Genomic DNA, 24969 nt, shown 5'->3' on the forward strand with positions numbered 1-24969 from the left:
AATGAAAGAGGATTCTGCCGCACAAAAGCAAAGCCCCGTGCGGCAGGAATCACCTAATCAGAAATCATAAATCAAGAAATCAGTACGCTGTCCGATGCTCCTTTCCCGTTCTTCAGCATGGCGAAGCAATACACTTTCACCTTCGTGCTATCCCAGTCTTCCGGGAGCGCGTAACTTGTGCTGCCACTCTCGCCGCGGGCTCTCAACATCACTAGCCTTGACCTGTCCCGTTCCGTTTCGTACAACACGCCGTACACCTTGTCCTCTGCGGAAGCGTACCCGTCTTCCTCTTCCTGTACCTCCTGCGTGAACTGGTACTTCTTACTCTCCTCGTCGTACGCCATCGTCACCTTCGGCGGAGTAAGTAACCCCGTTGCCACCCGCAGCCGCTCGAAGTCCACCGTTGCCACGTTCTTGTTGTCCACCAAGATCGCCTCTTGATTCGTTGCCACGAATGCGTTTGACGTCGAACCTTTCCCGATACCCGTGAATCCTTTGCGGATCACCGGTAAAAGATTCCGTCCCAGTTGCACCAATGCTTTCATCCTTGCCCGCTGTGCCAGTATCTCCGGTGTCGGGTTGTCTTTCCTCGAGAACACCTTCGCCTTCGCGATGTTCTTCCCTTTCGTGTAACACAACGTGATGTTACCAACTGATTTTCTCGCTTTACCTAACAAATAAGAATTAAATTCTGCCATAAAATAATTGAAAATTGAAAGTTGAAAATTGAAAATGTAAACACTTAAATCCATGAATCAAAAATCATGAAATCATAAATCATAAATTTTTAAACGCTTCCTCCAACGCCGGTCCCGGGTCGATTTTCCTTGTCGTGATAGCCGAATGTCCCACCACGTCTTTGATCGGGTAATATTCTTCCAGCACTTCGCATACCTTCATCAATGCTTGTACCTGTACCCTCGTGTAACGATGCCAGTAAGTCAATTTCCCGTTCGAGTCATGGGTGTAAACCTCCTCCGGCGCAACGATTCGTCCACACTCGGCAACAAACAACCCTTCACGTAACCGCAATAAGCCGAGATTATCCAGTTCGATCCCTATGGAATAACGATTCAGTCCCGAACGTCCCGCGTACCAGCTCCGCCCGGCATGCCACGCCTCCGTGTCAAACGGCACCAGTTGAATGATCTTTCCCTCCCGCCCGATCACCAGATGTGCTGAAGCGCTTACGTCAGGTCTTGTCAGATAAATTGCCGCCGCCTCACTACCCGCTGCCGCCGTGTAATGTAAAACAATCATATCCGGTCCTACAAGTTTACGCGTGTTCTTCGCGCACACCAGATGCCTTACCCCGTCTCCCACCAAACGGTGGTTAACAATTGAAAATGGAGAATTGAAAATTGAAAATGAACTCATAAATCGTAAATCATAAATCAAAAATTAGAAGCGTTTTTTTCCCGTGAAGGCTTGCACGATTTTTTCCCCGCTTCTTCCCACCACGTAGCCGCCTAACCCGATTTCCAGCAAATCCCAAAAGCGGGAGGTATCGGCGAGCATGGGCAGGCTCGTGAATGTCCCCGCGAGAACAATCAAGGCGAATGTCAACATCACCAACGGACGCCACGATCGTTGTAACCATGTACCCCGGGCCTCTTCCGTCAGCACTGCCGCGCGGGCTTCCATTACCCGCTTTTCCCATTCGATAAAAATCCGCAGCAAATCCGTTTCCAATTGCTTCTTCTCCCTCGCCGGGAGCGTCAGGCGGTCGATCACCCCGCCGACCGCACTGACAACGCCCTTTACTCTTTCCACCATCTCAATCCCGTGACAATACTATTCTTGATCTCTGCCTCGAAGTAAAACTTCTTGTTCCCCACTCTCCGCACGGGAATAGCGAACAACTTCTCGTAACGGCGCAAGGTGTGGGCGGAGATATTCATTGCCTTGCAAACTTCCGCCGCGGTCATCAATCTGTGCGATACGTTTGCCGCCGTTTCTATCGCTAACCTTACCTCCTGCCGGTATTCTTTCAGTTGCCGCAGTAATAACAGGGTTATTTCTTCTCCTTTTTCGATGTTGTTAATCACTCTCTTCATGTTAATTGAAAATTGAAAGTTGAAAATTGAAAATGTAAATCACTGAATTAATAAAATCATAAATCTTAAATCATAAATCTTAAATTCGAATGTATTGGCTCGCCGAATACGCCTTCCCCTCCTTTTCCTTGAAAAAGCTGTATAAATGGGCTGCCGTACCTTGTTTCCGTGTCAGGCGGAATATTGCCTTCCCGCCCCCTCGCGTTGCGCCGTCCGTATCGATAAACACGGGCGAGAAAGAGCGATTCGCGTACAGCACGACTACCACCAAGCCGTCATTCTCCCGTGCCGAGGGCACATCCATACCCTTCTCCCATGTCAGTGTCACCGTGTCGTCGTCTGCGACCGTGGCTTTCAGGTGGTTCGCTTTTTGCAACAGCCCCACGGACAATTGCAGGCGGGAGAAATCCCCGATCTTGCCGTCCGACCGGAACACCGTCATGTTCAGTTTCATGAATGCATTGTAACCGTTTATCCCGGAGCCTCCCGCCGCCACTTTCCATGCCTCTTGTAATATAGTCCCCTTCAGGTGTTGATAAAAACGTACTGCCACTCTCAGGCAGGAACGATTTGCCCGCTGTTTCACCGTGTCTGCGTCAATATAATTTGACGCCGTACTTCTCACCCGGGTTTCGTTGCCTACCCGGTAAAATACCGTGTTTCCAACTTTCCCTCGAATAGATTCTTCCGTCTTTGCCATTCTTCGTCCTTTTTAATTCATTACTACTATTTTTCTTTCCTCTCCGTCCTTTTCTCCCATTGTCCGGGACAAAGATATTGCCTGCTACTACCGTGTTGCAACTCTAATTTAAAAACGACGTTATCTTTTTAAATTCGACGATTTAACGTCGAATTCCGACAAAAAACCGCTCACCCCGTAACTTCTTTCGATATCCCGGGGAAGAAATCGGGTAGAAAAAAATCATTCCCGCGGCACTCCCGGGTCAAAGACCTTTCGCCTACGCCCCCGAACGTCTTTGAAACGTCTTTGTATCGAAGGTGAAACGTCTTTGATCCCTTATTACACCCTTATCTCATCGAATGCACTTCGGCTCTACACCGGGTATTGTTCCCGGGATTCTGAATATAGTGAAGGGTAAACTTTTCCACGGAATCCCGCCGATAAATATACCCGCGAGGTGTGGTTATTATTTTAGATTATTGATACTATGATTCTGTTTTGCGGGTTTTCCGAGAAATTTCCGAGAAATGTAACGTTCCCTGCAAACGCTTCTGGTAAGCCCTTCCGACGGGGAACCACTCGCTCCCTATTTTCACCGAATTTCCTACCAGCGTGTCGATAAAATGCCAGTTAAGGATAAAACTCTGGTGTACCCGGACGAAACTGCTCTCCGGTAACGACCGTTCGGTTATTGCCAGGCAGTAGGAAACAATTATTTGAGTTCCGTCGGTAAAGTGGAATGTACTGTAACTGCCCGATCCCTGCACGTAAAGTATATCCGCGTACAAGGCTCGCTTGCAATAGCCTTCACCCCAGATAAACACGTGTTCACCCCCGTACCGGGGTTCGTTGGATGATGTTTTTGTTCCTGTTTTTTTATTTTCCATGTTATTGATTTTTATGCCTCGTGAAGAACTCACCGGCGGGCAATTTCGTTTATCATCCTTTCAATGAATAACCGTAAAAATCAATATCGCTTATCCGTATCCCGGGGCCTATCTTCTATATGCGTTTTTTTATTTTGGATGAAGTCGGGAAAATTTCCCGAGGTCGAGATTATAATGAGCTTTTCTTCTGTAAGCACGAGGGAGAGCCAAACAGGTCAGGCTCCCCCTCCACACAAACACCGACTATATAACAATTGTTGAAGACCGTTTACTTGATAATCTTTCCTTTTTTCACTTTGTAAGATGTGTTTCTCCGGGCAGAGTTGCCCCTTTCCAAGTCATTCCCAGTTGATAAATATAATTCACCTGTGTACCATGTTGCTTCTATTGGGTTTCCGTTGTTCCCGGGAAAAATGACATCAAGAGGGAGCGGCTGTCTAGATTTTGCTCCCCGGATCGAGATGAGGTAGAGTTTGCCATCCCGGATTTCCCAGTTAGCAGTATATCCCCGTAAACAAGAGGGAATGAACTCATCCCGCAAACGGGAACGTATTCGGGCATAAAGGTTCATATCATATTGGAGAGGGGTATTTTTTAACTTGTAGGTTTTCCCGTTTGCGGAAAGCGTGTCGATGAATGCCCAGTTGTCAAAAGAATTAGAACAGACATCCTTGCATCCCTTGCCTTCCCATATCCTCAATTCGCATCCCGGCATGGGATGCACTTGACCGCGGAGTTTCACGTAGTCCCATGCGGGTACAAGTAGCACACATTCTTTCAATTCTTGTATGTAGGGATTGGAAAAATCATTTTCTATCCATTGCCCGTCATCATCTCTCACTTGACTGATAGAGGATTTATCCGCTACCACGCGAATGGCAAGACCAAGGCTGTCGATGGAACCGTCAGGGCGGGGAATTACCTGCACTTTAGCAATCACGTAGTTATCTGCTAACTCGGGAAAGCGATCTCCGTTAAATAGGGTTTCTATTAAAGATACAATGTTGTCCGAAAGGGCTGTCTCCCTTCTTTCATTACGGTATGTCGTTTTAGATGCAACGCATCCATTTTCTACCCGGTATATCCATTGATCTTCGTAATCCGATCGGAATCCCATTCCTGCCTGATATATACACTCCCCACCTGCGACGTCCAACTCCCCGCTATACCACGAGGCAAAAATCTTTCCGTCTTGCAGGTAAGCATCGAATATGCCTTCTATATCCATTAAAACGGTTTTATGATTATCAGAACGTACGGTACTGTAACAATCCACGATTCTATCCAGAAATAACGAGTCATTCTGTAACCGCCACCATGCCACGTAAGGTGGCATATCCCGGATATAGTCACCCTCGGGTATGCGTTCATATACTTTGTCATGCAGGATTTGTTTTGCTTTTAAGGGGTTGGAGTACATTTCAAAAGAGTCTTGCCCGATAATCACTATGCTTTGTCCCGAAACTTCTATCGGGACGGTGATGCTGAAGCAAGCTAGAAATACAAATAAAAAGATCTTCGATTCTTTCATAATTCATAAATTGTTGGTTGATAATGAATTTATGGCATCATCATTCTATAATGATAATGTTCCAAATACCATGTATCCATTTTGTTGGATAACACGCACTCTAGGTGTTTTACCAAATTCTAATCTGTAATGCAAAGGTACAAGCCTGTCTTTATATTTTGCCAACACATAAGGGTCATACTCGTCGTATTTTATTTTATACCAAAAGCTGACAATTATACGACCTCGTCGGGTTTCTGTTTGTTTGTAGTCCAAAATTCCATACTTAACGCTTCGCATGTGTTGTATATAATTTTTAGGTGGGAACGAACCCGGAAAAGGATTATCATATATCATGCAAGAGATTATAGAATCTCCGCACACTTGAAAATACTCCGGGATATACAAGTTTGTACCCTCTTCCCCGGTAAAAGCCTGAGGTGTTAAATCAATTCTATATTTCCGGCTATCTATTTTTGCACGGACAGCTTCTTCAAGTTCCTTTTTCGACAAGTTTTCATGTAACGATGCACATGACGATAAGCAGATCAATGTACTTATTACCAAAAATAGTAGTAGTAGTTTCATAATATTGGGAATTAGGTATTATTCATTGATAATTCATATCTATTTGGTGAATAGTTGTTTTTATTATTCCATAGGCAATAAATTTAATTAGTTAAATATTACTTTAGTGTACAAAATGAGCAAATTGAATTTTGTTTATTAACTATTCATTTTCAATATACTCTACTTTGTTTACTTGTTGTTCAATACGCTCGATACTCCTGAAGCTATGTATATTAATATATACTAATATAGCCAGCACTGTCAATATTATGGATATTATTAAAAAAACGACCTTTCTTTTGATTAATGCATTAAGGATGAAAATTATACCTATAAGCATCAGTATCGTTGTAATAAAATGTGATGGACTGAGAACAATTAATAAAGCACCCGCCAAAAAGACAACACTACCAAAAATTAATTTAAATTTCTTGTTCATAATCTTGATTTTTAGAGGTTGTTTAGAGTTATAAAACAGTGATTTAATATATTGCTTGTCATTGTGTCGGTTGAATACTATTTATCCAACCAATACAATGACAAGTATATACTCTAGTACTAATCCTTCTTCTTTTTCAGCATTTCCTCAATCTTTTTCTCGAGTTCTCTGCCGCGGAGGTTTTTAGCCACGATGCGGTTTTCCTCGTCGAGGATAAAGGTGCAGGGGATGCCTTTCACGCAGTATTCGGCGGCGATTTCGGAATGTCGTCCTTTCAAGTCGGACACGTTTTTCCAATTACAGCCGTCCTGACCAATTGCGGCTAACCAAGCGTGTTTGTTGTCGTCGATTGAAACACTGATGATTTCCAGTCCTTTCGGGCGGAAGCGTTTGTAGATTTTTATCAGGTTCACATTCTCCCGTCGGCAGGGACCGCACCAAGATGCCCAGAAGTCGATGACTTTTACTTTTGCCTTTGTTTCGTACAAAGAAAGTACGCCGCCATCGGATAGCGGGGCACTGAAATTGGGCGCAACAGCTCCTATCGCTATTTTTTGGATCTTTGCCAGTTCGGTAGCGATTTGTTTGCCGTAAATGGTTGCTTTTGCCTTTTCTCCCAGTATATCGTAGCGTTCTGCCAGTTTCGTTTCGTCAAGAGTTTGAGGCAATTTGGCTGCCACGACGTAGGCTGCCACGTACGTGTCGTTGTATTTTTTTAGTAATGCCAATTCTTCTGCCTCTACTTGTGTGATTATTTTTTTGAAATCCTGTTGCAGTTTTTGTGCTTGCGCCGGATTTGACCGGGCTTGTGCTTGTAGCTGTTGTTCGCTTTGTGCCAGATACTTGTCCAGATCGTTGAATTCTTTCCATATATTCTGGGCTTCACCGCTACTTTCCACGAGCAGTTCGTTGGTGCCCATGGTAATCGTGTAAACTGCGTTCTCCAACATCATGGCTGCCAATATAGTGTTTTTCTTGACCGGCATCAAGTAGACCAGTGTCGTTTCCGGCATCCGGCCTGTAAACTCGAAAGCTCCGTTCGTGATCACGGCCTCGCCGATATCGATCATTCCGTTTTCCGTGTTGGCAACCAACAGTAATTTTCCGTTGACGGAGTTGTCTAACCGTCCCTCGATTTTGTAACTATCTCCTTGTGCCACAGCTAACATGACACAACTGAATAACATGCATACGGTAAATAAAAACTTTTTCATCTTCTCGTTCGTTTTTAAAAGTCTCCCGTGTTGATTCGGATTGATTTTCACGGGAGATTTTTAGTTAAAATGGATAACTTGATTATTCTTGTTCCCGTTGTCTCGGGACTTTTAGTGCCGGTTCCTTTGCAGTTTTCGGGTTTGCCTTGTCGATTACCAAGCCGTCCACGATCATTCCGGCAGGATAGATCATAGAGGCGGGATAGTACTCCGGCAGGTAATTCATTATTTCTTCTTTTGACGATATCGCCGTGATTTTCTGCAATTTTGTCAAGTCGGGCATGCGGAATCCGGTGGTACGGACACGGGTTTCTTTCCCGTCCTTGAGATCAACGCGGTAGACCACGAGTGCCGATCCGGCAATTCCTCTCACGATGTAGGCACACGATTGTCCGGCTTCTTTTGCCGCTTTGATGAGTATCTTCTTCATTTTTTCGTGGGAAGTGCCTTTCTCCACCTGCACGTGAATCGTTCCGGTTCCCGTTGTAACAGTCGGGCTTTGCGGTGATAGTATAAAGCGGGAACTGCCTGTTGTTTCCGGGGCTTTCTGTGTCGGGATGCGTCCGTTCAGCATCTTTTTGAATACTCCTTTCTCGACCAGAGTCATTTCTGTTTCCGGGGTAACACCGTCGCCGTCTATCTCGTAATGCCCGTACAACGGTGTACCGTTGTATTCTTTCATCGCCGTGTAATTTTTGACTGTCAGACGGCTATCCATGATCTTGCTCCCGAACTGGTCTTCCAGTCCTCCCCGGGACGGACCAAGTGAACGGGCGGCGATCAATCCGCCGCGGTACAAGAGATTGTTTGCCAGAATCGTTGCCACGGCTCCTCCCTCGAACATGATCGGTCCGTTGTAGTACTCTGCCACCGGGGGCGCAGCTTTCAATTGCATCAATCCTTCGGCAAAGGCTTTCACCCGTTCTTTTAACTCCTCGACGGAGGGGAGTTCTGCCGGACTCAGTAACGAGAGCGAGAAAGAATCTCCCACGGTTGAACCGTCGTCAGCACGGGCCTCTGCGGAAACCGACACGGTCACGTGCCCGCCGGGTTCTTTTAATTGCACACCTTCCGTGGTCAGCCGGTAAAGGTCTATTTCTGTTCCGCTGATTGCCACGCTGGAGTTATAAATATCCTTGTACTCTTTGAATACAGCCGAGGCTTCGGTTACAAGCTGTTCCAAGGCGGCTTGATTGATCTCGAATTTTGTTTCCCGTTCTTGTATGCGGGTAACCGCGGGTAATTGTTGCATTTCCGCCAAGGCAGATTCCTCGGGTGACCGGGGATTTTGTTGCAAGTAATTCGCTTTCTGTGCCATCATTCCTAGCGAGTACTTGTACATCATATCTGATGCTTCCCAGAACCCGCGGCGGATGATGTCGTAATCCACTTCCGAGGGTAATTGCGTGGGGGCAATTTGTTCCGAGTATTGTACGTCGCTGTTATGTTGGTAATCCCCGAGCATCACTTGCGTACCTCCGTTCATTTGCCACGGTGAAACATTCGAGAACATGATGCCTCCTAATGAACCGGCTACCGAGAAGCGACGGTAACGTGCCACTGTGTACGAGATATAGTAAGGTTTCGGGCCGTTTGGTAAAATCAGTGCTGCGTTATTGCGCTCCAGCTCGGAACGCATTGCCGCGAAAATCGTTTCGTCCGTGTTACCGGTAACTTTATTTTCCGGTTTCGGTGAAGGTAAAACCGGGGCTATATCACGTGCTTGTGCCCGGCGTTGTGTTTCTATCTGGCTCACGAATATCGTGGGAGAGGTTGCTGTCACGGGTACCCAGCCTGACTCTGCCCCGCAAACGCCCGTGAACACGCTCGGTTTGTTGCCGGCAGCCGTGATGTTCGAGAACATGGACAGGGGAGTCCCGATCATGTCCACGCCTCGCACCAGTTGATCCGGGCGACCATCCACGAATACCCTATACACTTCTAAGGGAGTCACGTTGAACGAGTTCAGGCTTCCTCCCTCACCCGTGTACGTGAAACCACTTGTTACGGTGCGGAAATAATAACCGTATTCTTTTCCTTGCTTTTTGGCTTCTTCCACTAGCATGGCACGCAATTCGTCTTCCGTGTAGGGACGATTGGTTTCGATGATTAAATTAGATTGTCTGGAAACAGGATCGCCTCCCCCGGAGGTACGCCCGTGACCGTTGCTCACCGGAAAACCGTCTAACGGTACTCGGCTCATGAGGAATTCTTTCAGCACACCGTTCACCACGTTATCTACCCGGCGAGCTTTCACGCCTTCATCATCGTACACGTAATGACCGTACAAATCCGTGTCGGCATAACGCTTTTGTAAGGGGTCACAATACACTTGAAAATCAGTGGGCAATACCTGTTCTCCAACCATTTTTTTGAAGGTCTGACCGCCCGATTTCAAACGGTGACCTTCCAAACGGTGACCGAAAATCTCGTGAAAGAACACGCCGCTCGCGGGGCCCGAGAGAATGGCGGGTCCCGTGTACGGGTCGGCTACCGGTGCGTCACGCAGTGCCAGCAAGCGTTTGATCATATCTTGTGCGTCGGCGACCATCCGGTCGTTATCCGGCAACTCGTCCGGCGTGTAGGCAAAATAATCCATGTTCAATGGTAATTCCATCCCATCAGCTGCTTTCAGTGATGCCATTAACATTACCCGAGTGGATACCCGGTTCTGCACGACCACGCTTCCTTCGCTGTTCACGAAATAGGTGCGTAATACTTGGAAACTAAAGCTGGCAGAGCCTTGACGCAATTCGGGACAAGTCTTGAACACGGCGGAAACCTCGTCCATTCGTTGCTCCCAAGCCCGTTTAATATCCATTTTTTGTCTTCCTGCAGCCACGGGCGCTTCGTAGTAATGTTCCACGGGCGCTTCAGAGAAACACGGTGCTTTGTCTTCGTCCTCCACGCTTACCGTGGCGCGAGTCTTTGCCTGATCATACATGGTACGGGCATACTCGTAACGTTGCAGAGTTTCCCGCCAGATCGCTTCCCGGATGGCATCCGAAGCGTTATCATCCAAGGGTAAAATTACGCCCTGTGCTCCTTGTGCGTTAGGTCCGGCAAATCCTCCCTGCATATTATACTTGAAATTATCCAGTTCCGGGCTTCCCAAACGGATTTGCGGTACTAGAGTGCGTGTGCGGTTTGCATTGGCGGTAGTTACAGCCCCGAACGAGCTTACCACCGTTATGGTATAGTCGTCCATCGCCCGCATGTTCATGTAATAGGGGATATTTTCCTGTTTCTTTAACTCCTCCATGTTGTATTTCAATTCCTGCTTCATCAGTTGCAAGAGTTTATCCTCTTGCTCCTGACTGAATACACCGGAGAAGCTCAATAGCAGAATCCCGCTAAAAAAGAGTCTGGTTAAATGACTTATTTTTAACATACTTTTTGGTTGTGTTTGAATAACGACCGCCGGAGCGGTCGTTATTATGATATCTTATTTATAAATAAGAATGTCTCCTAAATTAACTTTACAACTTCCTTGGCTGTCAGCTTTATCGCGTAAATTGAACTTGATATAGCGTACTTGGCGTGTTCCCTCGTGAACGGGCATCAATGTAACCTCACCTGAAGCCTCTCCTAGGTCGTTGGCTTCAAAGAATGTCAGATTTTCCCATATTGCCCCGTCAATAGAAGTTTGTATGGAAATAACCGAAGGAACAAAATTGGAGGTAGCCGTGTTCCATGCATAATACATGGGTTGTGTCACTTTAACCCCGCGAATTTCGGTCAGTTCTTTAAATTCCATCAGCATTTCATAATTGCGCAGTGAGTTAGTGGCGGTCGTTACCCATACGGTTTGAGGATTGTCGTCCAAAAGATTATCCAATTCAGCGTAAAGATCTGTCGGGATACAGGAGATTATATTTCCATCATTGAACGGCTTGAAGGCTTCTTTGTCAATAATATCCAGTTCGGGTAATTGGGGATATCCTTTGTATGTCATATATGGGAGGTCGTCCCCGCCGAAGTAGTGTGCTAGAAAACCCTCGTGTCCGTAATATTCAATCTCTAATCCTAACAATTCGTTGGCTTTATCCAATACTTGTATACTTTTTTCCATAGATCCCATTAATTGGCTTTGGCTTTGTTCCGAATTGGCGTCCTGTTTGAAATAACGATTTTTGCCTAATACAAGTTTTTTTAGGTTCGGACAATAGAGTATATCTTCAAAAGTTTCTATGTTATAATCGATTTCCAATTCTTCGACTTCATTAATAAATTTCTCGAACTGTTCCTCGTTTTCTTTTGTGTCTATCGAGTAGCCGTAGCGTCGTTGAATGGCATACGCGAACCCTGCACTAAAAGTTTTTTTATGGTTTAGAACAATTGGCTCGAATTCTATTATATCCGGGCAATCCTCTACTTTCCCTTTCCGTAAAACGTAAATCGAATCCGCGGGATCTGTGCTCACGTCCATGATTGAGATGAGAGAGCCATAACTTGTTTTTTTGTCAAAACCGTATTCTTTGATTTCCTTTTGCGTATTCTTGTATTGAATTATTATTGTATCGATATTCTCGTTCCACTGATCGGAAAAGAAAACAATACTATTATCTAGAAAGTAAGTCTTTAAGACCCCTCTCGAGAACGCGAGCATTACTTCGTGATCTCGTGTATAGGGACGGGCGTAAGTTGTTTCTTTCAAAGATTCGTTTCCTTCTTTGTCTACCGCACAGATATCAAAACGGTAATTCCCGTCTGTCAAATTCTTCAGTTCGAAAGAAGTGGTTTCTTTAGGAAGCGAAACCGAATCTTTGCGGTCTTCACACGACCACACTATTTTGATATTTTCTATAGTTGCATCCGTACCGTTTACCCACTCTACTACTAATCGTTCCCATCCGGGTATGGCATGAACATCTGTACATTTTGCCACGTAGTGGATATTTCCGTCCCCGGAATAATCACTGTACGTGTCTTCCAGACTTTCGCTGCATCCGACAAACAATGCCGCCGCTGCAAATAAGTTTAATATGTATTTTCTTTTTCTCATGGTTTAGTTCTTTTTCACGAAAATTTCCAATTCATGTAACGTAAAATAAGCGTTCCTATTTGTATTGGTTGAGGATTGCCTTTTTCTGAATGTATCATGTACCATTATCTTTAAATAACGGTAAGTGTTGTTCAGGGCCGGGAATGAAATATCCACATAGTAGGGATCCATTTTGTCAAGTTCATCTACAGTTTTTGGAGCATACATTAGTTCTAATGATTTATACGTCCATTTGTCTTTTTCAGTCGAGGCGTAGGGATCTTGGTTTAAACGTCCCAAATATTCCCATCCGGCGTCCTCCGGATCAGAGGAATTTTTATTACCGTAGACGGTTACTTGGCAGGGCAGTTTATCCTCGTAACAACCATTCCAAACCAACCCTAATTCCTGATTACCTCCTGCCGGTGTATTGGCATACATGGGACATAGGGCATACATACGAATCCATGCCGGTGTTTTTTGCTCTCGCAGGTCGAGTATAACGGGTTTGTCGAGAGCGTAAGGTCCTGCCAAGTAGGTAGCAAATACTTCCGTGGACGGTTGTGTTAACGGATTTTGATGAGCGGAGGCAAGGAAGCGTTCTCTTCCTCTTAGTTCACCGTCAAACAGGTATTGCACGCCTGTTTTTGCTTTTGAATTTTCTACACTGGGACCACTTATGAAATCCGATGCGGTCATTTTCCATTGTTCCGAAAGGAATGCATCAATATCGGGATAGATTTCCTGTCTTACCCGAAAACCTTGAAAATCCTCAGTACGAATAATAATTGTGTTTTTCGGTCTTTCTTGTTGCACTTTGAAAACTAAAGTATCTCCACCCCGGCTGATTGGGAAGCTATTTACAAGAATAGTATCCGGTTCGTTAGTTAAAGGATTGGTACCTAGATAAAAAACGTGAGCCATTCCGGTTACGACCGAAGGACTTTTGTAGATGACTTGAAAACCGTTCCATGCAGAAGCTACTTGTATGTCGTTGAAAAAAGCCCAAGGTGCACTGTCTAGTGTTTTGAATTGATATTCACGGGATTCGGACTCCTCGTAGCTTCTATTCACGAAAGAAATATTGGCGGTAACCTCATGTGCTTGCGTGAAACCGTCCAGTAGCAGTGAATCACCACTGTAACCGCAGGTTTTCAATACCTTTTGTCCTTGAGAGTTCGTGTAGCGAACATTCATGGCAAAAATATCCCTATTGTCAGGTAGAGTGTAATGCATCATTGCTCCTCCTGCCACGGGAGTAAACTTGACTTCCAGACCTTCCGGCGATACATTAAAGGATTTATCGTCGTCATTACAGGAATAAAGGCTGAATATCAGTAATAATAACCATATTGAATTTTTCATGATTCTATTTTTTAAGTAATAAATCTACAATCTAAAATTCATTTACCATCCCGGATTCTGAACCATTCCCGAGATTAATATTTCTTCAGCGTTGAACGGATCAAAGTAATCTCGCGGAGCCACGAATTTATTCTTACTCCACACCACGATAGGTCCCTCTTCGTTGTTATAAAATGTTTGGGCTGATGTACCGAGGATATTCCAACCATATTGTTTTTCGTTCATAACTTGTTGGGCTTTTAACCATCGACGGATGTTCCAATACCGGTGTCCCTCGAAAGCGAATTCGATATTATATTCCTGATGAATAATATCCCGCATCCCTACTTTTGAATCCACCTTTGCGGGGTTGTTGGAATAGGTGCGCCATGCTTCCCGTACCGGTAATATGCCAGCCCGCTCCCGTACTTTATCCAGTGGGTCGTACACACGGTTGTCCGGTTGCTCCAAATACTCGTTCCAGGCTTCGGCTTGCATCAAATAAACTTCTGCAAGACGGATAATGGGTGCCGATTCGTTTTGAAGTCCGCTCGCGTAATTTTGGGTAGGAAGCCACGAGAAAAGATGTTTTTTCAACCAGTAACCATTGATATTTTGCCAGTCATTACTAACAAGAAAGTCTGCTTGAGTACCCCAAGGTTCTTCGTCTTTGTGAGCCTCAACAAGTAAGTTAAAGTCTACATTCCCCGTGTTTGTACCGCGTTGCCAATACATCCGGTCGCCCGCGATGCAGGCATAAAAACGAGGTTCTCTTGCCAGATGAAGATTTACTATTGAGCTATTCAATGCAACAACATCCTCGTAAGCCCTGCTGCTTTCGAATCCTAATTTGTAACGGTTGCTGTAATTCCAAGTCATATCGGATTCGATAGGTAGCCCGTTCACGGTATAATACATCTCGACCATCTTCATCGAGGGGGAGAGGCAACCCATTGCGGATGACTCGTAATTTACCGGATCGCCTATTAATCGAGGTAAAATATACATATAGAATTGATCCGGGTATTTCCACTCCAGTAAAAATTCTTGGTTATTAAAACGGGAATACACGCTGGCTTCAATGTCGGACATCGTGTTTAACAGTTTTGTTTTTTTGGAAGTCTGTCCCGAGTACAAACTTCTCCCTCCTTCGGCACAAATTTCGGCAGCCTTGTCTGCAGCTTCTGCTGCCAGTAGCCATTTATTCCGGTCGTAAGTTGCACTGAAAAGCGGTTCGCCATTTTTGTTTTTGAAATCAGAATAGAATGCATTCCCGTTAAACAGCGGGGAAGCGGCGTAAAGCAATACTTTGGCTTTTAGGGCGTATAATGCTTCAAGACAGAACGTGTGCCCGTAGACTTCTGACCGTTGATTATACGTGGGAATATGGTCTTTCGCTTCGTCCAATAGTCTGATAACTTCTTTAAAACAAGTATCCACGGGTTGGCGAGGTAATTGATAGTGTTTCACGTCCAAATCCACCGGCATATTTTGGGGGACCAGACAGATAGGACCGTAGTGGCGTATCAATTCGAAATAGATAAAAGCTTTTAACACCTTTGTATCTGCCCGCCACCATTCACGATCCTCTTCACTGATGTTGTATGTTTTATCGATGTTTTCAAGAAGAATATTACACCTGCGGATAACAATGTACATTTGGTTCCATATTGTACCGTAAGGGTCTTGTGACATTTGTTGACCATTGGCTACTTTCAAGCCATCGAGAGCAAGATGTGAAGCTGCATTGTATAAAGCCTGACAGGTAACGAATTCATCGGCTCCCGTGTAGGCATTGTTGGTCTTGAAACTTGCAAATAAGATGTTTAAGTCACTATAAAGTGCTTTCCACCACTGTTCTACCTTCGTTTTCTGTTCAAAGATAGACTCTATGGTTTCGATGTCTTTCTCGGGTACCATATCCAAGTAATTGCACCCGGAAAGTAGGAGAATAGTACATAATATTGATAATAAATATTTTTTCATCATCACGTGTATTTAAATTAGAAACTAATATTCAATCCGACCGACCAAGTACGCTGTATCGGATAATTAAAACCGTCTTCTCCTAATTCCACGTCCCAAACTTTAAAGTTCGAGATCAGGAAGGGATTGTTAACACGGGTGTAAAATTTGATACTTTGCATCTTTAGTTTGGTTAATAAGTTTTGCGGTAAATTATAAGCCAATTCGATAGAGGTACAACGCAAGAAACTGCATTCTCGCATGAAATAAGTGGATCTACGTTGCTCGGCACCGGTTCCCGAATTTTCCTGCGGATTGTGAATCTCTATGGATTGAGTGGAAAGACGCGGCCAGAAAGGACGTGCTTTCATGTTATTTTCGCTCCAGTGGTCGTCGTAAATAGCTTTCAACATAGCCCTGTTCTCTACGAATGGACTGATCGCCATCGGGTTCATAAAGAACGCTCGTTTGCCTGAACCTTGGAAAGAGAAACTGAACTCGAAATTTTTGAAGTTAAAGAAGCCGCTGAAACCGTAAATGACACGGGGAGTCGTCGGGAAACCGATATAGGTGGCGTCATTCACGTCAATTACTCCATCGTTATTCAAATCCCGATAACGGATATCTCCCGGCATGACATCGCCGCCTTGGCGCGGAGAGTTGTCGATTTCTGCTTGATCGCGGAACAGACCTTCAGCAATGTAACCTATTTGCTGGGATAATTCCTGTCCTTTTTTACGTTGCCATTCCGGTTTGTCGGTAGCTTCTTCTATATCTTTGTAAATGGCTTTACTGTAAGTGAATGTCCCGTTCAGAATCATCCAGAAGTCCGGAGTGAAGGCGTGTTGAATCTTGCCGGAAAGATCTATACCCCGGGAGCGTGCGTTACCCACGTTACCGATCTGTAGTTTTTCCAACCCTGTTGTCGCGGGCATGGTGTAACGGTAGTCGAGAATATTGTGGCGTATTTCTTGGTAGAAATCGGCATTGATCTCTACGATACCTCCGAACAATTTGGTTTCTATACCAAGATTCATTTGTTCGGCGATTTCCCACGTGATTTTATCGTTGGGATAAGATGATATTTCATAGGTTTGTAGATTGTTTCCGTTGGGTGAAGGATCTGCCGCTTGCGTAGGTGTTAGCAATGGCAAATGAGTGAAATGCGGCTCGTTGATTACTCCGTCATTTCCTACTTTACCCCAAGAGAATCGAAATTTCAGGAAAGAGAGCCAATGAGCCGTGTGGTTGGCTAGAAAACTCTCTTTAGAGGCAATCCATGCCACTCCTGCCGCCGGAAAGAACCCGAATCGGTGTTTATCGGCGAAACGCTCGGAACCGTTGTAGCCGAAACTGGCTTCCGCGAAGTATTTATCCCGGAACCCGTAGGTGCCACGCATAGAGAATCCCATGTTCCGGCGGGGAATGCCATTCAGCACGGATGAGACCGATGAGGTGGTCGTTTCTTGTGCGTTGAATACGGCTGTTAAACTGGTCTGATGTTCGCCCCAAGCTGCCACGTGTAGTCCCCGTACCTCGTAACTCATTTGGGTGTTTTCAGAACTACCTGTATTATTTTGATTTTGCTTGTCCACTTGCAATGTTCTGGATGCCTCATCCGGGTTTATTGCAGTTAATGTGTGTACACCGGTTTCAAAATCATAGTTTTTTAATATGTAACGGTAAGGTTCGGTTTGGTAACCGGTGGAATAGTATCCCGTGTAGTTTACCGAGACAGATGCTCGTAGTTCCAATCCCTTGAGGATAGGGGATAAGTTGTGAATATACTCTGCCCGTGCCACGGCTGCATAACGTCGACGATCTTTATATCCCTTGTGAAGTTCCATGTAAGGATTCTTTGTGTCTTTGTTAAGGGAACCAAAGCGAAGATGTGGCCATCCGTATGTTTCATCACCCGGATACATCGCCGCATAATCCACCGGAGAAGCGTTGAAAGCCATATAGTAAGCTTGGCTAACATCGGCTAAGGGACCGTGATACTTGTCAAGGTTTGCAGAAGAATTGATGTTCAGGCGGATACCTGCGCTCAGATCGATATTCAGATTCGTGCGGAAAGAGAATGTATTGTTTTCGATATTACATTTGAACTGATTCAAACGTTCTGTTTTCAACATACCCTCATCTCTGACATAATTCACTGAAGCGTAGTATTGTACTAAACGGGAACCTCCCCGGAGATTCAATCCGGCGCGATGGTTGATAGAGTAATCATTGAACATGATATTGTACCAGTCATTGGCAGGATACACGTAAGAAGGGTAAAGGGGAGAACCGGTACGCTCGATACGGGTTACGCTGTACTGTGGCGTAGCTGACGGGTTACGTGCCAGTAATGCTTGATTGTACATCTTCATGTAGTTGATCGGATTAACCACTTCGATTTCCCTCGTTGGTATACTTGCTACCGCTTCGTACCGAACGGACGTGTAAACACTACCTTCCTGTCCTTTTTTGGTGGTTACAAGGATTACCCCGTTTGCCCCGCGAGCACCGTACATGGCAGTAGCTGATGCATCTTTCATCACGCTGAACGTTTCGATATCTTCCGGAACCATACGGGAAAGATCCAGTTTGGAAGATTCCACCCCATCGATCAAGATCAAGGGATCAATGTTGGCTTTACTTTGGAAAGAGGTGATACCCCGGATGTAGAATTTGGTATTCATTTCATCTTCCGTCAGAGCCCCGGGAAGCCCTCCGGTCTGCCAGCCGACGATACCGGCAATCTTTCCGGTAAATTGGGATGTCAAATCGCTGCTTGAAGATTTTAAGGTTCTTGCATCCACGGTGGTGATGGCTGATACCACGCTTTCCTTTTTCTGTTCACCGAAAGCCACGACAGTAACCTCTTCGATGTTTTCGGCTGTGGGATTCAGACGGACGTTTACTTTTGTTTTCCCTTTGAGTTCCACGACTTCAGTTTTGTAACCGATGTACGAGATTCGTAAAACATCGTTCGGGCGCACGCTGATCGTGTAGCGTCCGTCCGCATCCGTGACAACTCCTTGGGTTGTTCCTTGAATAATTACAGTGGCTCCGGGGAGGGTATTCCCCTTTTCGTCCACGATTTTTCCGGTAACGGAGATCATTTCTACTTCCGGTTTCGTTTTTTCCCGGATAGAAATCAAACTTTGTTGTACCGTGTATTCTAATCCCAGTTTGGGAAGAATCTCATCCAACAATTGTTTGACCTCTTTGTTTTCAGCTTTTGCGGAGATCTTACCTTTAGATTTTACCAATTCGCTGTTGTAGAAAAAGTCATAATCTGTTTGCTTTTTCAACTCGGCAATGATCTCGTTCAAGGTGACATCTTTCAGGTCAAGAGTTACCTTTGTCCTTTGTTGGGCTTGCGCACTCGCCGGAATGGCAGTGTACACACCTAGAAATAAGATTACGAGAAAATTTTTAAAGATTAACATCTTTCGCCATGAATTCCAACTCCTTGGTAATGCATAGTCTCGCTTTTTTTTCATAGTTTTGTGAATTAATAATTTAACATTTTATACATCCGTTTCTTGCAAGGATTCCGGTTGTATGGGTGAATAATGACAGGTTGAGGATTGATCAGGTCTTCAACCTGTATTTTTTTATTTCTTTTGAATGATGATCCGTTCGTTCGTGACAATGAATCTGATGTCGCGCGTGTATTCTAGCATCTTGAACAAGGGTAAGAGATCGTCATACCGCTTTAATCGTCCGCTGAATTTTATTTCCTTTAAATTCGAATCGGCAAATTCGATATTCACGTTGTACCAACGGGTGAAGATTTGCATTAACTCTCCTAACGGCATATCTTCAAATTCATAGTAACCGTCTTTCCATGAGGTGTATTGTCGTGTATTCACGGGGAAATAGTCCGCTTTTCGGGTTTCTTTGTTGTAAGCGACTTGCATTCCCGGTTTCATGACAAAATTGTTATCGCCGCATCGTGTTTCAACTCGCCCCTCTACCAACGTCGTTTTCACCCATGCTCCTTCCGGGTAGGCGTTCACGTTGAAAGCGGTTCCCAATACACGTACGGCGACCTCTCCCGTGTGTACAACAAACGGGTGGCAGGAATCGGTTGTCACTTCGAAATAGGCCTCTCCGATTAAATCTACTTCCCTTGTTCCCCCGATGAATTGGTCGGGGTAGCGCAGTGAACTCCCCGCGTTGAGGTATATCTTTGTTCCGTCCGGGAGAACCAGATTATATTCCGCTCCCAACGGGACGTTCATCGTGTAGTATTCTGCTTCTCTGACTTCCGATTCGTTGGACTTGACAATCAAGGTTTGTTTGTCTGTACGCATCTCTTTATTGCTATCGGACACGATAACGGTATTTGTTTTTTGGCTGAGAAGACGTTTTTTCCCGTCGGGCATAATCAGTTCTGCCGTCGGGCGATGGAGGGATAAACCGGAAATATAGGTTTGATTGATGCCGGCTTCTTTGTCGGGTGTATTTTCTTGTCGGAAGATAAGGAAGAAACCGACCAGTAAGATGATTCCGGCAGCGCAAGACGACCAATAGATGAATTGGCGTTTTCTTCTCGCTTGACGGATTCGTTTTTCTACTTTAGTAAAAGCGACGGCTTCTTTCTGGTGTTTGTCCAGAATCTTTTTTTGATGTTCCAGTTTTTGAATGATCTTTTCGACCTTCTCGTTTCGGACAGTAGCATGTTTCCATTCTTCCAACAATTGCTTTTCCTCCTTCGTAAGTGGTTCTTTGTTTAGGATTTTCGCTAATATGTCATCTATGTTTTCCTTCATAATTTGCCGTTGTTTTCTTATATATTTTCAAAACGGCAAAAAAGGGTGATATGAATTTAAAGTTTTTCTGTTAAAAGAAGTAAAATTGATAAGAAGTGTTCTTCTTGAAGGTTTTCACGCAAAAATTTGAGGGCGGTTTTCATCTGAGTTTTCACCGTGTTGATGCTTGTTCCCAATTCGTCGGCAATTTCCTGATACGATTTATCATTCAGGCAAGCCATCAAGAATACCTTCCGGCATTTATCGGGAAGACGGTCTATCGTGTTGTAAAGTAGTTCGATTTCCTCCTGATGTTCCTCCCCGGTCATATCCTCGTACGTGTCGTTTTCCTTGAAAAAGGAGGAGTGTGCGTCAAACCTCTTCTTGTATTCTTTCAAAAATAAGAATGCTTGGTTTTTGACCATCTTAAAGATAAATCGGTCTAAATCACCCGTGAAAGAATGAAGTCTTTTGTTGTTCCACAAGCTGAAGAAGCAATCCTGTACGATATCCTCCGCTGCCTCAAGATCGTTTAAAATATGATAACAGTATAGTAAAAGGTTGTCATAATACCTTTCAAAAAGAAGGCGGAACGCACCGCTTTCGTCTTTCGTGATTAAATCTAATATGTTATCGCGTGGATTCATTCGTTTTTTTACTTTCACAAATGTAGTGAACTCCAAGTTTGATGCAAATTATTTGGTGGAAATTAAGTAATTTTATGCAATGTGGTCGGGATGTCAAATGATTGGCTGGAGGAAAAACGGTATGGGATTGTTGCTACCCTTTCTCCCGAAATGTGACAAATTATTCGATAAAATACCCCCGAAATGTGACAAAAAGAAATAAAAATAGCCCCCGAAATGTGACAATCGTATGGAAATTAGTATATTTGTCCTATGGTAGAAAGAATCATAATTGGGGAATTACGGGCGTGGAAAACTAAGATATCAAGGAAACCCTTGATTCTTCGTGGAGCTAGGCAAGTCGGGAAAACGACGGCAGTGAATTTATTTGCCCGAGATTTTAAACAATATATTTATTTGAATCTCGAAACGGCCCGGGATCGCAATCTGTTTATTCAATATCCCTCTATTGATACGTTAATCCAAGCTATCTTTTTCGAAAAAGAAAAACTTTTGGAGGAAAAAGATACTCTTATATTTATAGATGAGATTCAAGAAGTTCCGGAAGCGTTGAGTATGTTGCGATATTTTTATGAGCAATATCCGCAATATTGTGTTGTCGCGGCAGGTTCTTTGCTTGAATCTTTGTTTGATACAAAAATTAGTTTTCCTGTTGGGCGAGTAGAATTCAAGGTGGTCCGTCCTTTTTCGTTTCAAGAGTTTTTATTAGCCATGGATGAGGGCAATGCTTTGAAGCAATATCATAAAATCCCCATGGATACTTTTGCTCACGACAAACTGCTATCGTTATTTCACTTGTATACGCTAATCGGGGGAATGCCGGAAATAGTATTATCGTATGCTGGCAGTAAGGATATTGTTGCCTTGACTTCCGTGTTTGATTCTTTGATAGGTACTTATTTGGATGATGTTGAGAAATACACGTCAACCGCGGGGCAAACTCAAATTATGCGTCACGCTATCAGATCCGTGTTTATGGAAGCGGGGAATCGGATAAAATTCAATGGTTTTGGTAATTCTGCGTATGGTTCACGAGAAATAGGAGAGGCATTGCGGACAATCGAGAAAGCGATGTTGATTCATTTGATTTATCCCACCACACAGACCGGTGAACCTTTTATGCCGGATATGAAGAAAAGCCCCCGTCTTCAGGTACTCGACACGGGAATGTTAAATTATATGGCTCATCTTCAAAAAGAGGTTTTTGGTACCAATGATTTGAACAATGTGTATAAAGGGCATATTGCAGAACATATTGTGTGCCAAGAGTTATTGGCTCATCAGATATCATTGCTCCATAAACCTCTTTTTTGGGTAAGTGAAAAGAAAGATTCTGTGGCAGAAATAGACTTTTTAGCCTATTTAGACGGTAGAGTGATTCCGATTGAGGTGAAGTCTGGAGCAACCGGACGATTGCGTTCACTTCACTTGTTTATGGATGCTTACCGGGGTAATGTTGCCGTTCGCTTATACGCGGGTGAAATTAGAAAGGATATATTGACAACTTCAAGCGGGAAAAATTATACCTTATTAAGTTTGCCTTATTATTTGACGGGGAAAATCGGAGAATATTTGAGAGAATTTGCTTTATAAGCCGTCGTTTTTTTGATGTGTAACTTAGCCTTTAGAGAACCCGAATTCACAAAAATAAAGAGGGTAATTCACCGAGAATTACCCTCTTCTTGTTTGTAGTGTTACTTCTTATTTTTTAGCCAAGTCAATCAAAATTTCGAGGACTTGGATAGCACTCTTCGATACCTTGGTACCGGGACCGAATACGGCGATAGCACCCGCATCGAACAGGAATTGATAGTCTTGGTGAGGAATTACACCACCCACGTAAACGAGGATGTCTTCACGTCCCAATTTCTTCAATTCGGCGATAACGGCAGGTACAAGCGTTTTGTGTCCGGCTGCCAATGAAGATACTCCGACAACATGCACGTCGTTCTCAACGGCTTGTTTAGCGGTTTCTTCCGGGGTTTGGAACAACGGTCCCATGTCCACGTCGAACCCAAGGTCAGCGTAACCCGTTGCGACAACTTTAGCACCGCGGTCGTGTCCGTCCTGACCCATTTTAGCGATCATGATACGCGGACGACGTCCGGTCATTTCAGAGAATTGGTCTGCCAATTCTTTAGCCTTCCGGAAGTCTTCGTCTTCCTTGGCAACACTTGAATATACTCCGCTCACGGTTCTGATAACTGCTTTATAACGTCCGGCAACTTTTTCACATGCATCCGAGATTTCTCCCAAAGATGCTCTCTTCTTGGCTGCGTCAACGGCTAATTCAAGCAAGTTGCCTTCGCCTGTTTCAGCACATTTGGTGATTGCTGCCAATGCGGCGTCAACCTCTGCTTGGTTACGGTTAGCTTTCAACTCGTGCAAACGACGGATTTGTGCTTCGCGTACGGCAGTATTGTCCACCTCGAGGATATCGATCGGGTCTTCTTTTTCCAAACGGTATTTGTTCGTACCCACGATGGTTTGTGCACCACTGTCGATACGGGCTTGCGTGCGAGCGGCAGCCTCTTCGATACGAAGTTTCGGGATACCGGACTCGATAGCTGCAGCCATACCACCCAATTTTTCTACTTCTTGGATATGTCCCCATGCTTTCTCTACCAGTTCTTGGGTCAGGCTCTCCACGTAGTAAGAACCTCCCCATGGGTCGATAGATTTACAAACGGTAGTTTCATCCTGTATATAGATCTGCGTGTTACGTGCGATACGTGCGGAGAAGTCGGTCGGAAGTGCGATAGCCTCATCCAACGCGTTGGTATGCAACGATTGCGTGTGTCCCAAAGCGGCACCCATAGCCTCGATACAAGTACGTCCCACGTTGTTGAACGGGTCTTGCTCGGTCAGTGACCAACCGGAAGTCTGGCTGTGTGTACGCAATGCCAGAGATTTCGGGTTCTTCGGGTTGAATTGTTTCACGATCTTTGCCCACAACAAACGTCCGGCTCTCATCTTGGCGATCTCCATGAAGTGGTTCATGCCGATAGCCCAGAAGAATGACAAACGGGGAGCGAAAGCGTCGATATCCATTCCGGCGTTTACCCCGGCACGCAAATATTCCAAACCGTCAGCCAAGGTGTATGCCAACTCGATATCGGCAGTAGCACCTGCTTCTTGCATGTGGTACCCGGAGATAGAGATAGAGTTGAATTTCGGCATATTCTTGGAAGTGTACTCGAAAATGTCGGCGATAATCTTCATGGAGAATTTCGGCGGGTAGATATAAGTGTTACGCACCATAAATTCTTTCAAGATATCGTTTTGGATGGTTCCTGACAATTGGTCGAGTGTTGCCCCTTGTTCCAATCCGGCAACAATGTAGAATGCCAAAATAGGAAGTACGGCACCGTTCATCGTCATGGAAACGGACATTTTATCCAATGGAATCTGGTCGAACAGGATTTTCATATCCATGATTGAATCCACTGCCACACCGGCTTTACCCACGTCACCGATTACACGCGGGTGATCGGAGTCGTATCCGCGGTGAGTAGCCAAGTCGAATGCCACGGACAAACCTTTCTGTCCGGCAGCCAAGTTGCGGCGATAGAACGCGTTGGACTCTTCAGCGGTAGAGAATCCGGCGTATTGACGGATTGTCCACGGGCGCATCGGGTACATTCCGGAGTACGGACCGCGTAAATACGGGGGAATACCGGCAACATAGTCCAGGTGTTCCATGCCTTTTAAATCTTCGGCCGTGTACACGGGTTTTACCGGTATCAGCTCGGGTGTCAACCAATTTTTTTCTATGTGATTAGCCTTTTCCCACTCGGCAGCGGCGGTCATGGCTTTCTCTGTTGACTTGATATCTATATCTTTGAAATTTGGTTTCATCTTTCAATTTTTGATTTATAATTTACGATTTACGATTCTTGATTTTTCAATCTAAAATCTAAAA

General features: G+C 44.7%; 19 protein-coding genes. 1 reads left to right on the forward strand and 18 read right to left on the reverse strand.

The window, feature by feature from the left end; all coding sequences use genetic code 11:
* Window positions 1-71: 71 nt before the first annotated feature.
* From L0M98_RS05935 to L0M98_RS06015, 17 genes are all read right to left on the reverse strand, one after another.
* A complete protein-coding gene (locus L0M98_RS05935; protein ID WP_227216510.1) occupies window positions 72-698 on the reverse strand; it encodes a DUF6266 family protein in 627 nt (208 codons plus the stop codon).
* Between the two features lie 79 nt (window positions 699-777).
* Window positions 778-1377, reverse strand: coding sequence for an N-acetylmuramoyl-L-alanine amidase (locus tag L0M98_RS05940; RefSeq protein WP_237961673.1), 600 nt, complete (start codon window positions 1375-1377; stop codon window positions 778-780).
* A gap of 24 nt (window positions 1378-1401) precedes the next feature.
* The gene (locus L0M98_RS05945) at window positions 1402-1776 is read right to left on the reverse strand and encodes a 3TM-type holin (protein WP_227216520.1); all 375 of its coding nucleotides are present in this window, start codon (window positions 1774-1776) and stop codon (window positions 1402-1404) included.
* Window positions 1761-2057 (reverse strand): MerR family transcriptional regulator, encoded by a 297-nt coding sequence (locus L0M98_RS05950; RefSeq protein WP_186976072.1) that lies wholly within the window; start codon window positions 2055-2057, stop codon window positions 1761-1763. The genes L0M98_RS05945 and L0M98_RS05950 overlap by 16 nt, the downstream gene beginning before the upstream one ends.
* A gap of 79 nt (window positions 2058-2136) precedes the next feature.
* Entirely contained in the window at window positions 2137-2757 is a 621-nt protein-coding gene (locus L0M98_RS05955) for a DUF6266 family protein (protein ID WP_186976071.1), read from the reverse strand.
* Between the two features lie 467 nt (window positions 2758-3224).
* On the reverse strand, window positions 3225-3626 hold the full coding sequence (locus L0M98_RS05960) for a LytR/AlgR family response regulator transcription factor (protein WP_186976070.1): 402 nt from the start codon (window positions 3624-3626) through the stop codon (window positions 3225-3227).
* Between the two features lie 268 nt (window positions 3627-3894).
* On the reverse strand, window positions 3895-5157 hold the full coding sequence (locus L0M98_RS05965) for a hypothetical protein (protein ID WP_227216522.1): 1263 nt from the start codon (window positions 5155-5157) through the stop codon (window positions 3895-3897).
* Between the two features lie 45 nt (window positions 5158-5202).
* Entirely contained in the window at window positions 5203-5724 is a 522-nt protein-coding gene (locus L0M98_RS05970) for a hypothetical protein (protein ID WP_186976067.1), read from the reverse strand.
* A 142-nt stretch (window positions 5725-5866) separates the two neighbouring features.
* Window positions 5867-6145 (reverse strand): hypothetical protein, encoded by a 279-nt coding sequence (locus L0M98_RS05975; protein ID WP_186976066.1) that lies wholly within the window; start codon window positions 6143-6145, stop codon window positions 5867-5869.
* Window positions 6146-6264: 119 nt separating this feature from the next.
* The gene (locus L0M98_RS05980) at window positions 6265-7359 is read right to left on the reverse strand and encodes a TlpA disulfide reductase family protein (protein WP_227216524.1); all 1095 of its coding nucleotides are present in this window, start codon (window positions 7357-7359) and stop codon (window positions 6265-6267) included.
* Window positions 7360-7441: 82 nt separating this feature from the next.
* Window positions 7442-10750 carry a metallopeptidase TldD-related protein gene (locus L0M98_RS05985; RefSeq protein ID WP_227216526.1) on the reverse strand — a complete coding sequence of 1103 codons (3309 nt, stop codon included), beginning with the start codon at window positions 10748-10750 and terminating at the stop codon, window positions 7442-7444.
* A gap of 54 nt (window positions 10751-10804) precedes the next feature.
* The gene (locus L0M98_RS05990; protein ID WP_227216528.1) at window positions 10805-12364 is read right to left on the reverse strand and encodes a DUF4998 domain-containing protein; all 1560 of its coding nucleotides are present in this window, start codon (window positions 12362-12364) and stop codon (window positions 10805-10807) included.
* Window positions 12365-12367: 3 nt separating this feature from the next.
* Complete coding sequence (locus tag L0M98_RS05995; RefSeq protein WP_227216529.1) at window positions 12368-13708, reverse strand: DUF4959 domain-containing protein; 1341 nt, start codon at window positions 13706-13708, stop codon at window positions 12368-12370.
* A gap of 42 nt (window positions 13709-13750) precedes the next feature.
* Window positions 13751-15676, reverse strand: coding sequence for a RagB/SusD family nutrient uptake outer membrane protein (locus tag L0M98_RS06000; RefSeq protein WP_227216531.1), 1926 nt, complete (start codon window positions 15674-15676; stop codon window positions 13751-13753).
* A 14-nt stretch (window positions 15677-15690) separates the two neighbouring features.
* Window positions 15691-19146 (reverse strand): TonB-dependent receptor, encoded by a 3456-nt coding sequence (locus L0M98_RS06005; protein ID WP_227216533.1) that lies wholly within the window; start codon window positions 19144-19146, stop codon window positions 15691-15693.
* Between the two features lie 114 nt (window positions 19147-19260).
* Window positions 19261-20421 carry a FecR family protein gene (locus L0M98_RS06010; RefSeq protein ID WP_227216535.1) on the reverse strand — a complete coding sequence of 387 codons (1161 nt, stop codon included), beginning with the start codon at window positions 20419-20421 and terminating at the stop codon, window positions 19261-19263.
* 56 nt (window positions 20422-20477) lie between these two features.
* A complete protein-coding gene (locus L0M98_RS06015; RefSeq protein ID WP_186976058.1) occupies window positions 20478-21047 on the reverse strand; it encodes an RNA polymerase sigma-70 factor in 570 nt (189 codons plus the stop codon).
* 252 nt (window positions 21048-21299) lie between these two features.
* On the opposite strand from L0M98_RS06015, the gene L0M98_RS06020 reads away from it, so the two are divergent.
* Window positions 21300-22640, forward strand: coding sequence for an ATP-binding protein (locus tag L0M98_RS06020; protein WP_227216537.1), 1341 nt, complete (start codon window positions 21300-21302; stop codon window positions 22638-22640).
* A 108-nt stretch (window positions 22641-22748) separates the two neighbouring features.
* Here L0M98_RS06020 and scpA read toward each other — a convergent pair whose 3' ends face one another.
* A complete protein-coding gene (gene scpA, locus L0M98_RS06025) occupies window positions 22749-24905 on the reverse strand; it encodes a methylmalonyl-CoA mutase (RefSeq protein WP_227216539.1) in 2157 nt (718 codons plus the stop codon).
* Window positions 24906-24969 lie beyond the last annotated feature (64 nt).

The sequence above is a fragment of the Butyricimonas sp. DFI.6.44 genome, assembly GCF_022132345.1.
GTDB classification, from domain to species: domain Bacteria; phylum Bacteroidota; class Bacteroidia; order Bacteroidales; family Marinifilaceae; genus Butyricimonas; species Butyricimonas muris.

Bases quoted from the DNA above. Each gene is read 5' to 3' on its own strand.
- L0M98_RS06015 (WP_186976058.1), bottom strand. From the start codon at position 21,047: ATGAATCCACGCGATAACATATTAGATTTAATCACGAAAGACGAAAGC.
- L0M98_RS06000 (WP_227216531.1), bottom strand. From the start codon at position 15,676: ATGATGAAAAAATATTTATTATCAATATTATGTACTATTCTCCTACTT.
- L0M98_RS05935 (WP_227216510.1), bottom strand. From the start codon at position 698: ATGGCAGAATTTAATTCTTATTTGTTAGGTAAAGCGAGAAAATCAGTT.
- L0M98_RS05950 (WP_186976072.1), bottom strand. From the start codon at position 2,057: ATGAAGAGAGTGATTAACAACATCGAAAAAGGAGAAGAAATAACCCTG.
- L0M98_RS05940 (WP_237961673.1), bottom strand. From the start codon at position 1,377: ATGAGTTCATTTTCAATTTTCAATTCTCCATTTTCAATTGTTAACCAC.
- L0M98_RS05945 (WP_227216520.1), bottom strand. From the start codon at position 1,776: ATGGTGGAAAGAGTAAAGGGCGTTGTCAGTGCGGTCGGCGGGGTGATC.
- L0M98_RS05970 (WP_186976067.1), bottom strand. From the start codon at position 5,724: ATGAAACTACTACTACTATTTTTGGTAATAAGTACATTGATCTGCTTA.
- L0M98_RS05955 (WP_186976071.1), bottom strand. From the start codon at position 2,757: ATGGCAAAGACGGAAGAATCTATTCGAGGGAAAGTTGGAAACACGGTA.
- L0M98_RS05995 (WP_227216529.1), bottom strand. From the start codon at position 13,708: ATGAAAAATTCAATATGGTTATTATTACTGATATTCAGCCTTTATTCC.
- L0M98_RS05975 (WP_186976066.1), bottom strand. From the start codon at position 6,145: ATGAACAAGAAATTTAAATTAATTTTTGGTAGTGTTGTCTTTTTGGCG.
- scpA (WP_227216539.1), bottom strand. From the start codon at position 24,905: ATGAAACCAAATTTCAAAGATATAGATATCAAGTCAACAGAGAAAGCC.
- L0M98_RS06010 (WP_227216535.1), bottom strand. From the start codon at position 20,421: ATGAAGGAAAACATAGATGACATATTAGCGAAAATCCTAAACAAAGAA.
- L0M98_RS05990 (WP_227216528.1), bottom strand. From the start codon at position 12,364: ATGAGAAAAAGAAAATACATATTAAACTTATTTGCAGCGGCGGCATTG.
- L0M98_RS05960 (WP_186976070.1), bottom strand. From the start codon at position 3,626: ATGGAAAATAAAAAAACAGGAACAAAAACATCATCCAACGAACCCCGG.
- L0M98_RS06020 (WP_227216537.1), top strand. From the start codon at position 21,300: ATGGTAGAAAGAATCATAATTGGGGAATTACGGGCGTGGAAAACTAAG.
- L0M98_RS05965 (WP_227216522.1), bottom strand. From the start codon at position 5,157: ATGAAAGAATCGAAGATCTTTTTATTTGTATTTCTAGCTTGCTTCAGC.
- L0M98_RS05980 (WP_227216524.1), bottom strand. From the start codon at position 7,359: ATGAAAAAGTTTTTATTTACCGTATGCATGTTATTCAGTTGTGTCATG.
- L0M98_RS05985 (WP_227216526.1), bottom strand. From the start codon at position 10,750: ATGTTAAAAATAAGTCATTTAACCAGACTCTTTTTTAGCGGGATTCTG.
- L0M98_RS06005 (WP_227216533.1), bottom strand. From the start codon at position 19,146: ATGAAAAAAAAGCGAGACTATGCATTACCAAGGAGTTGGAATTCATGG.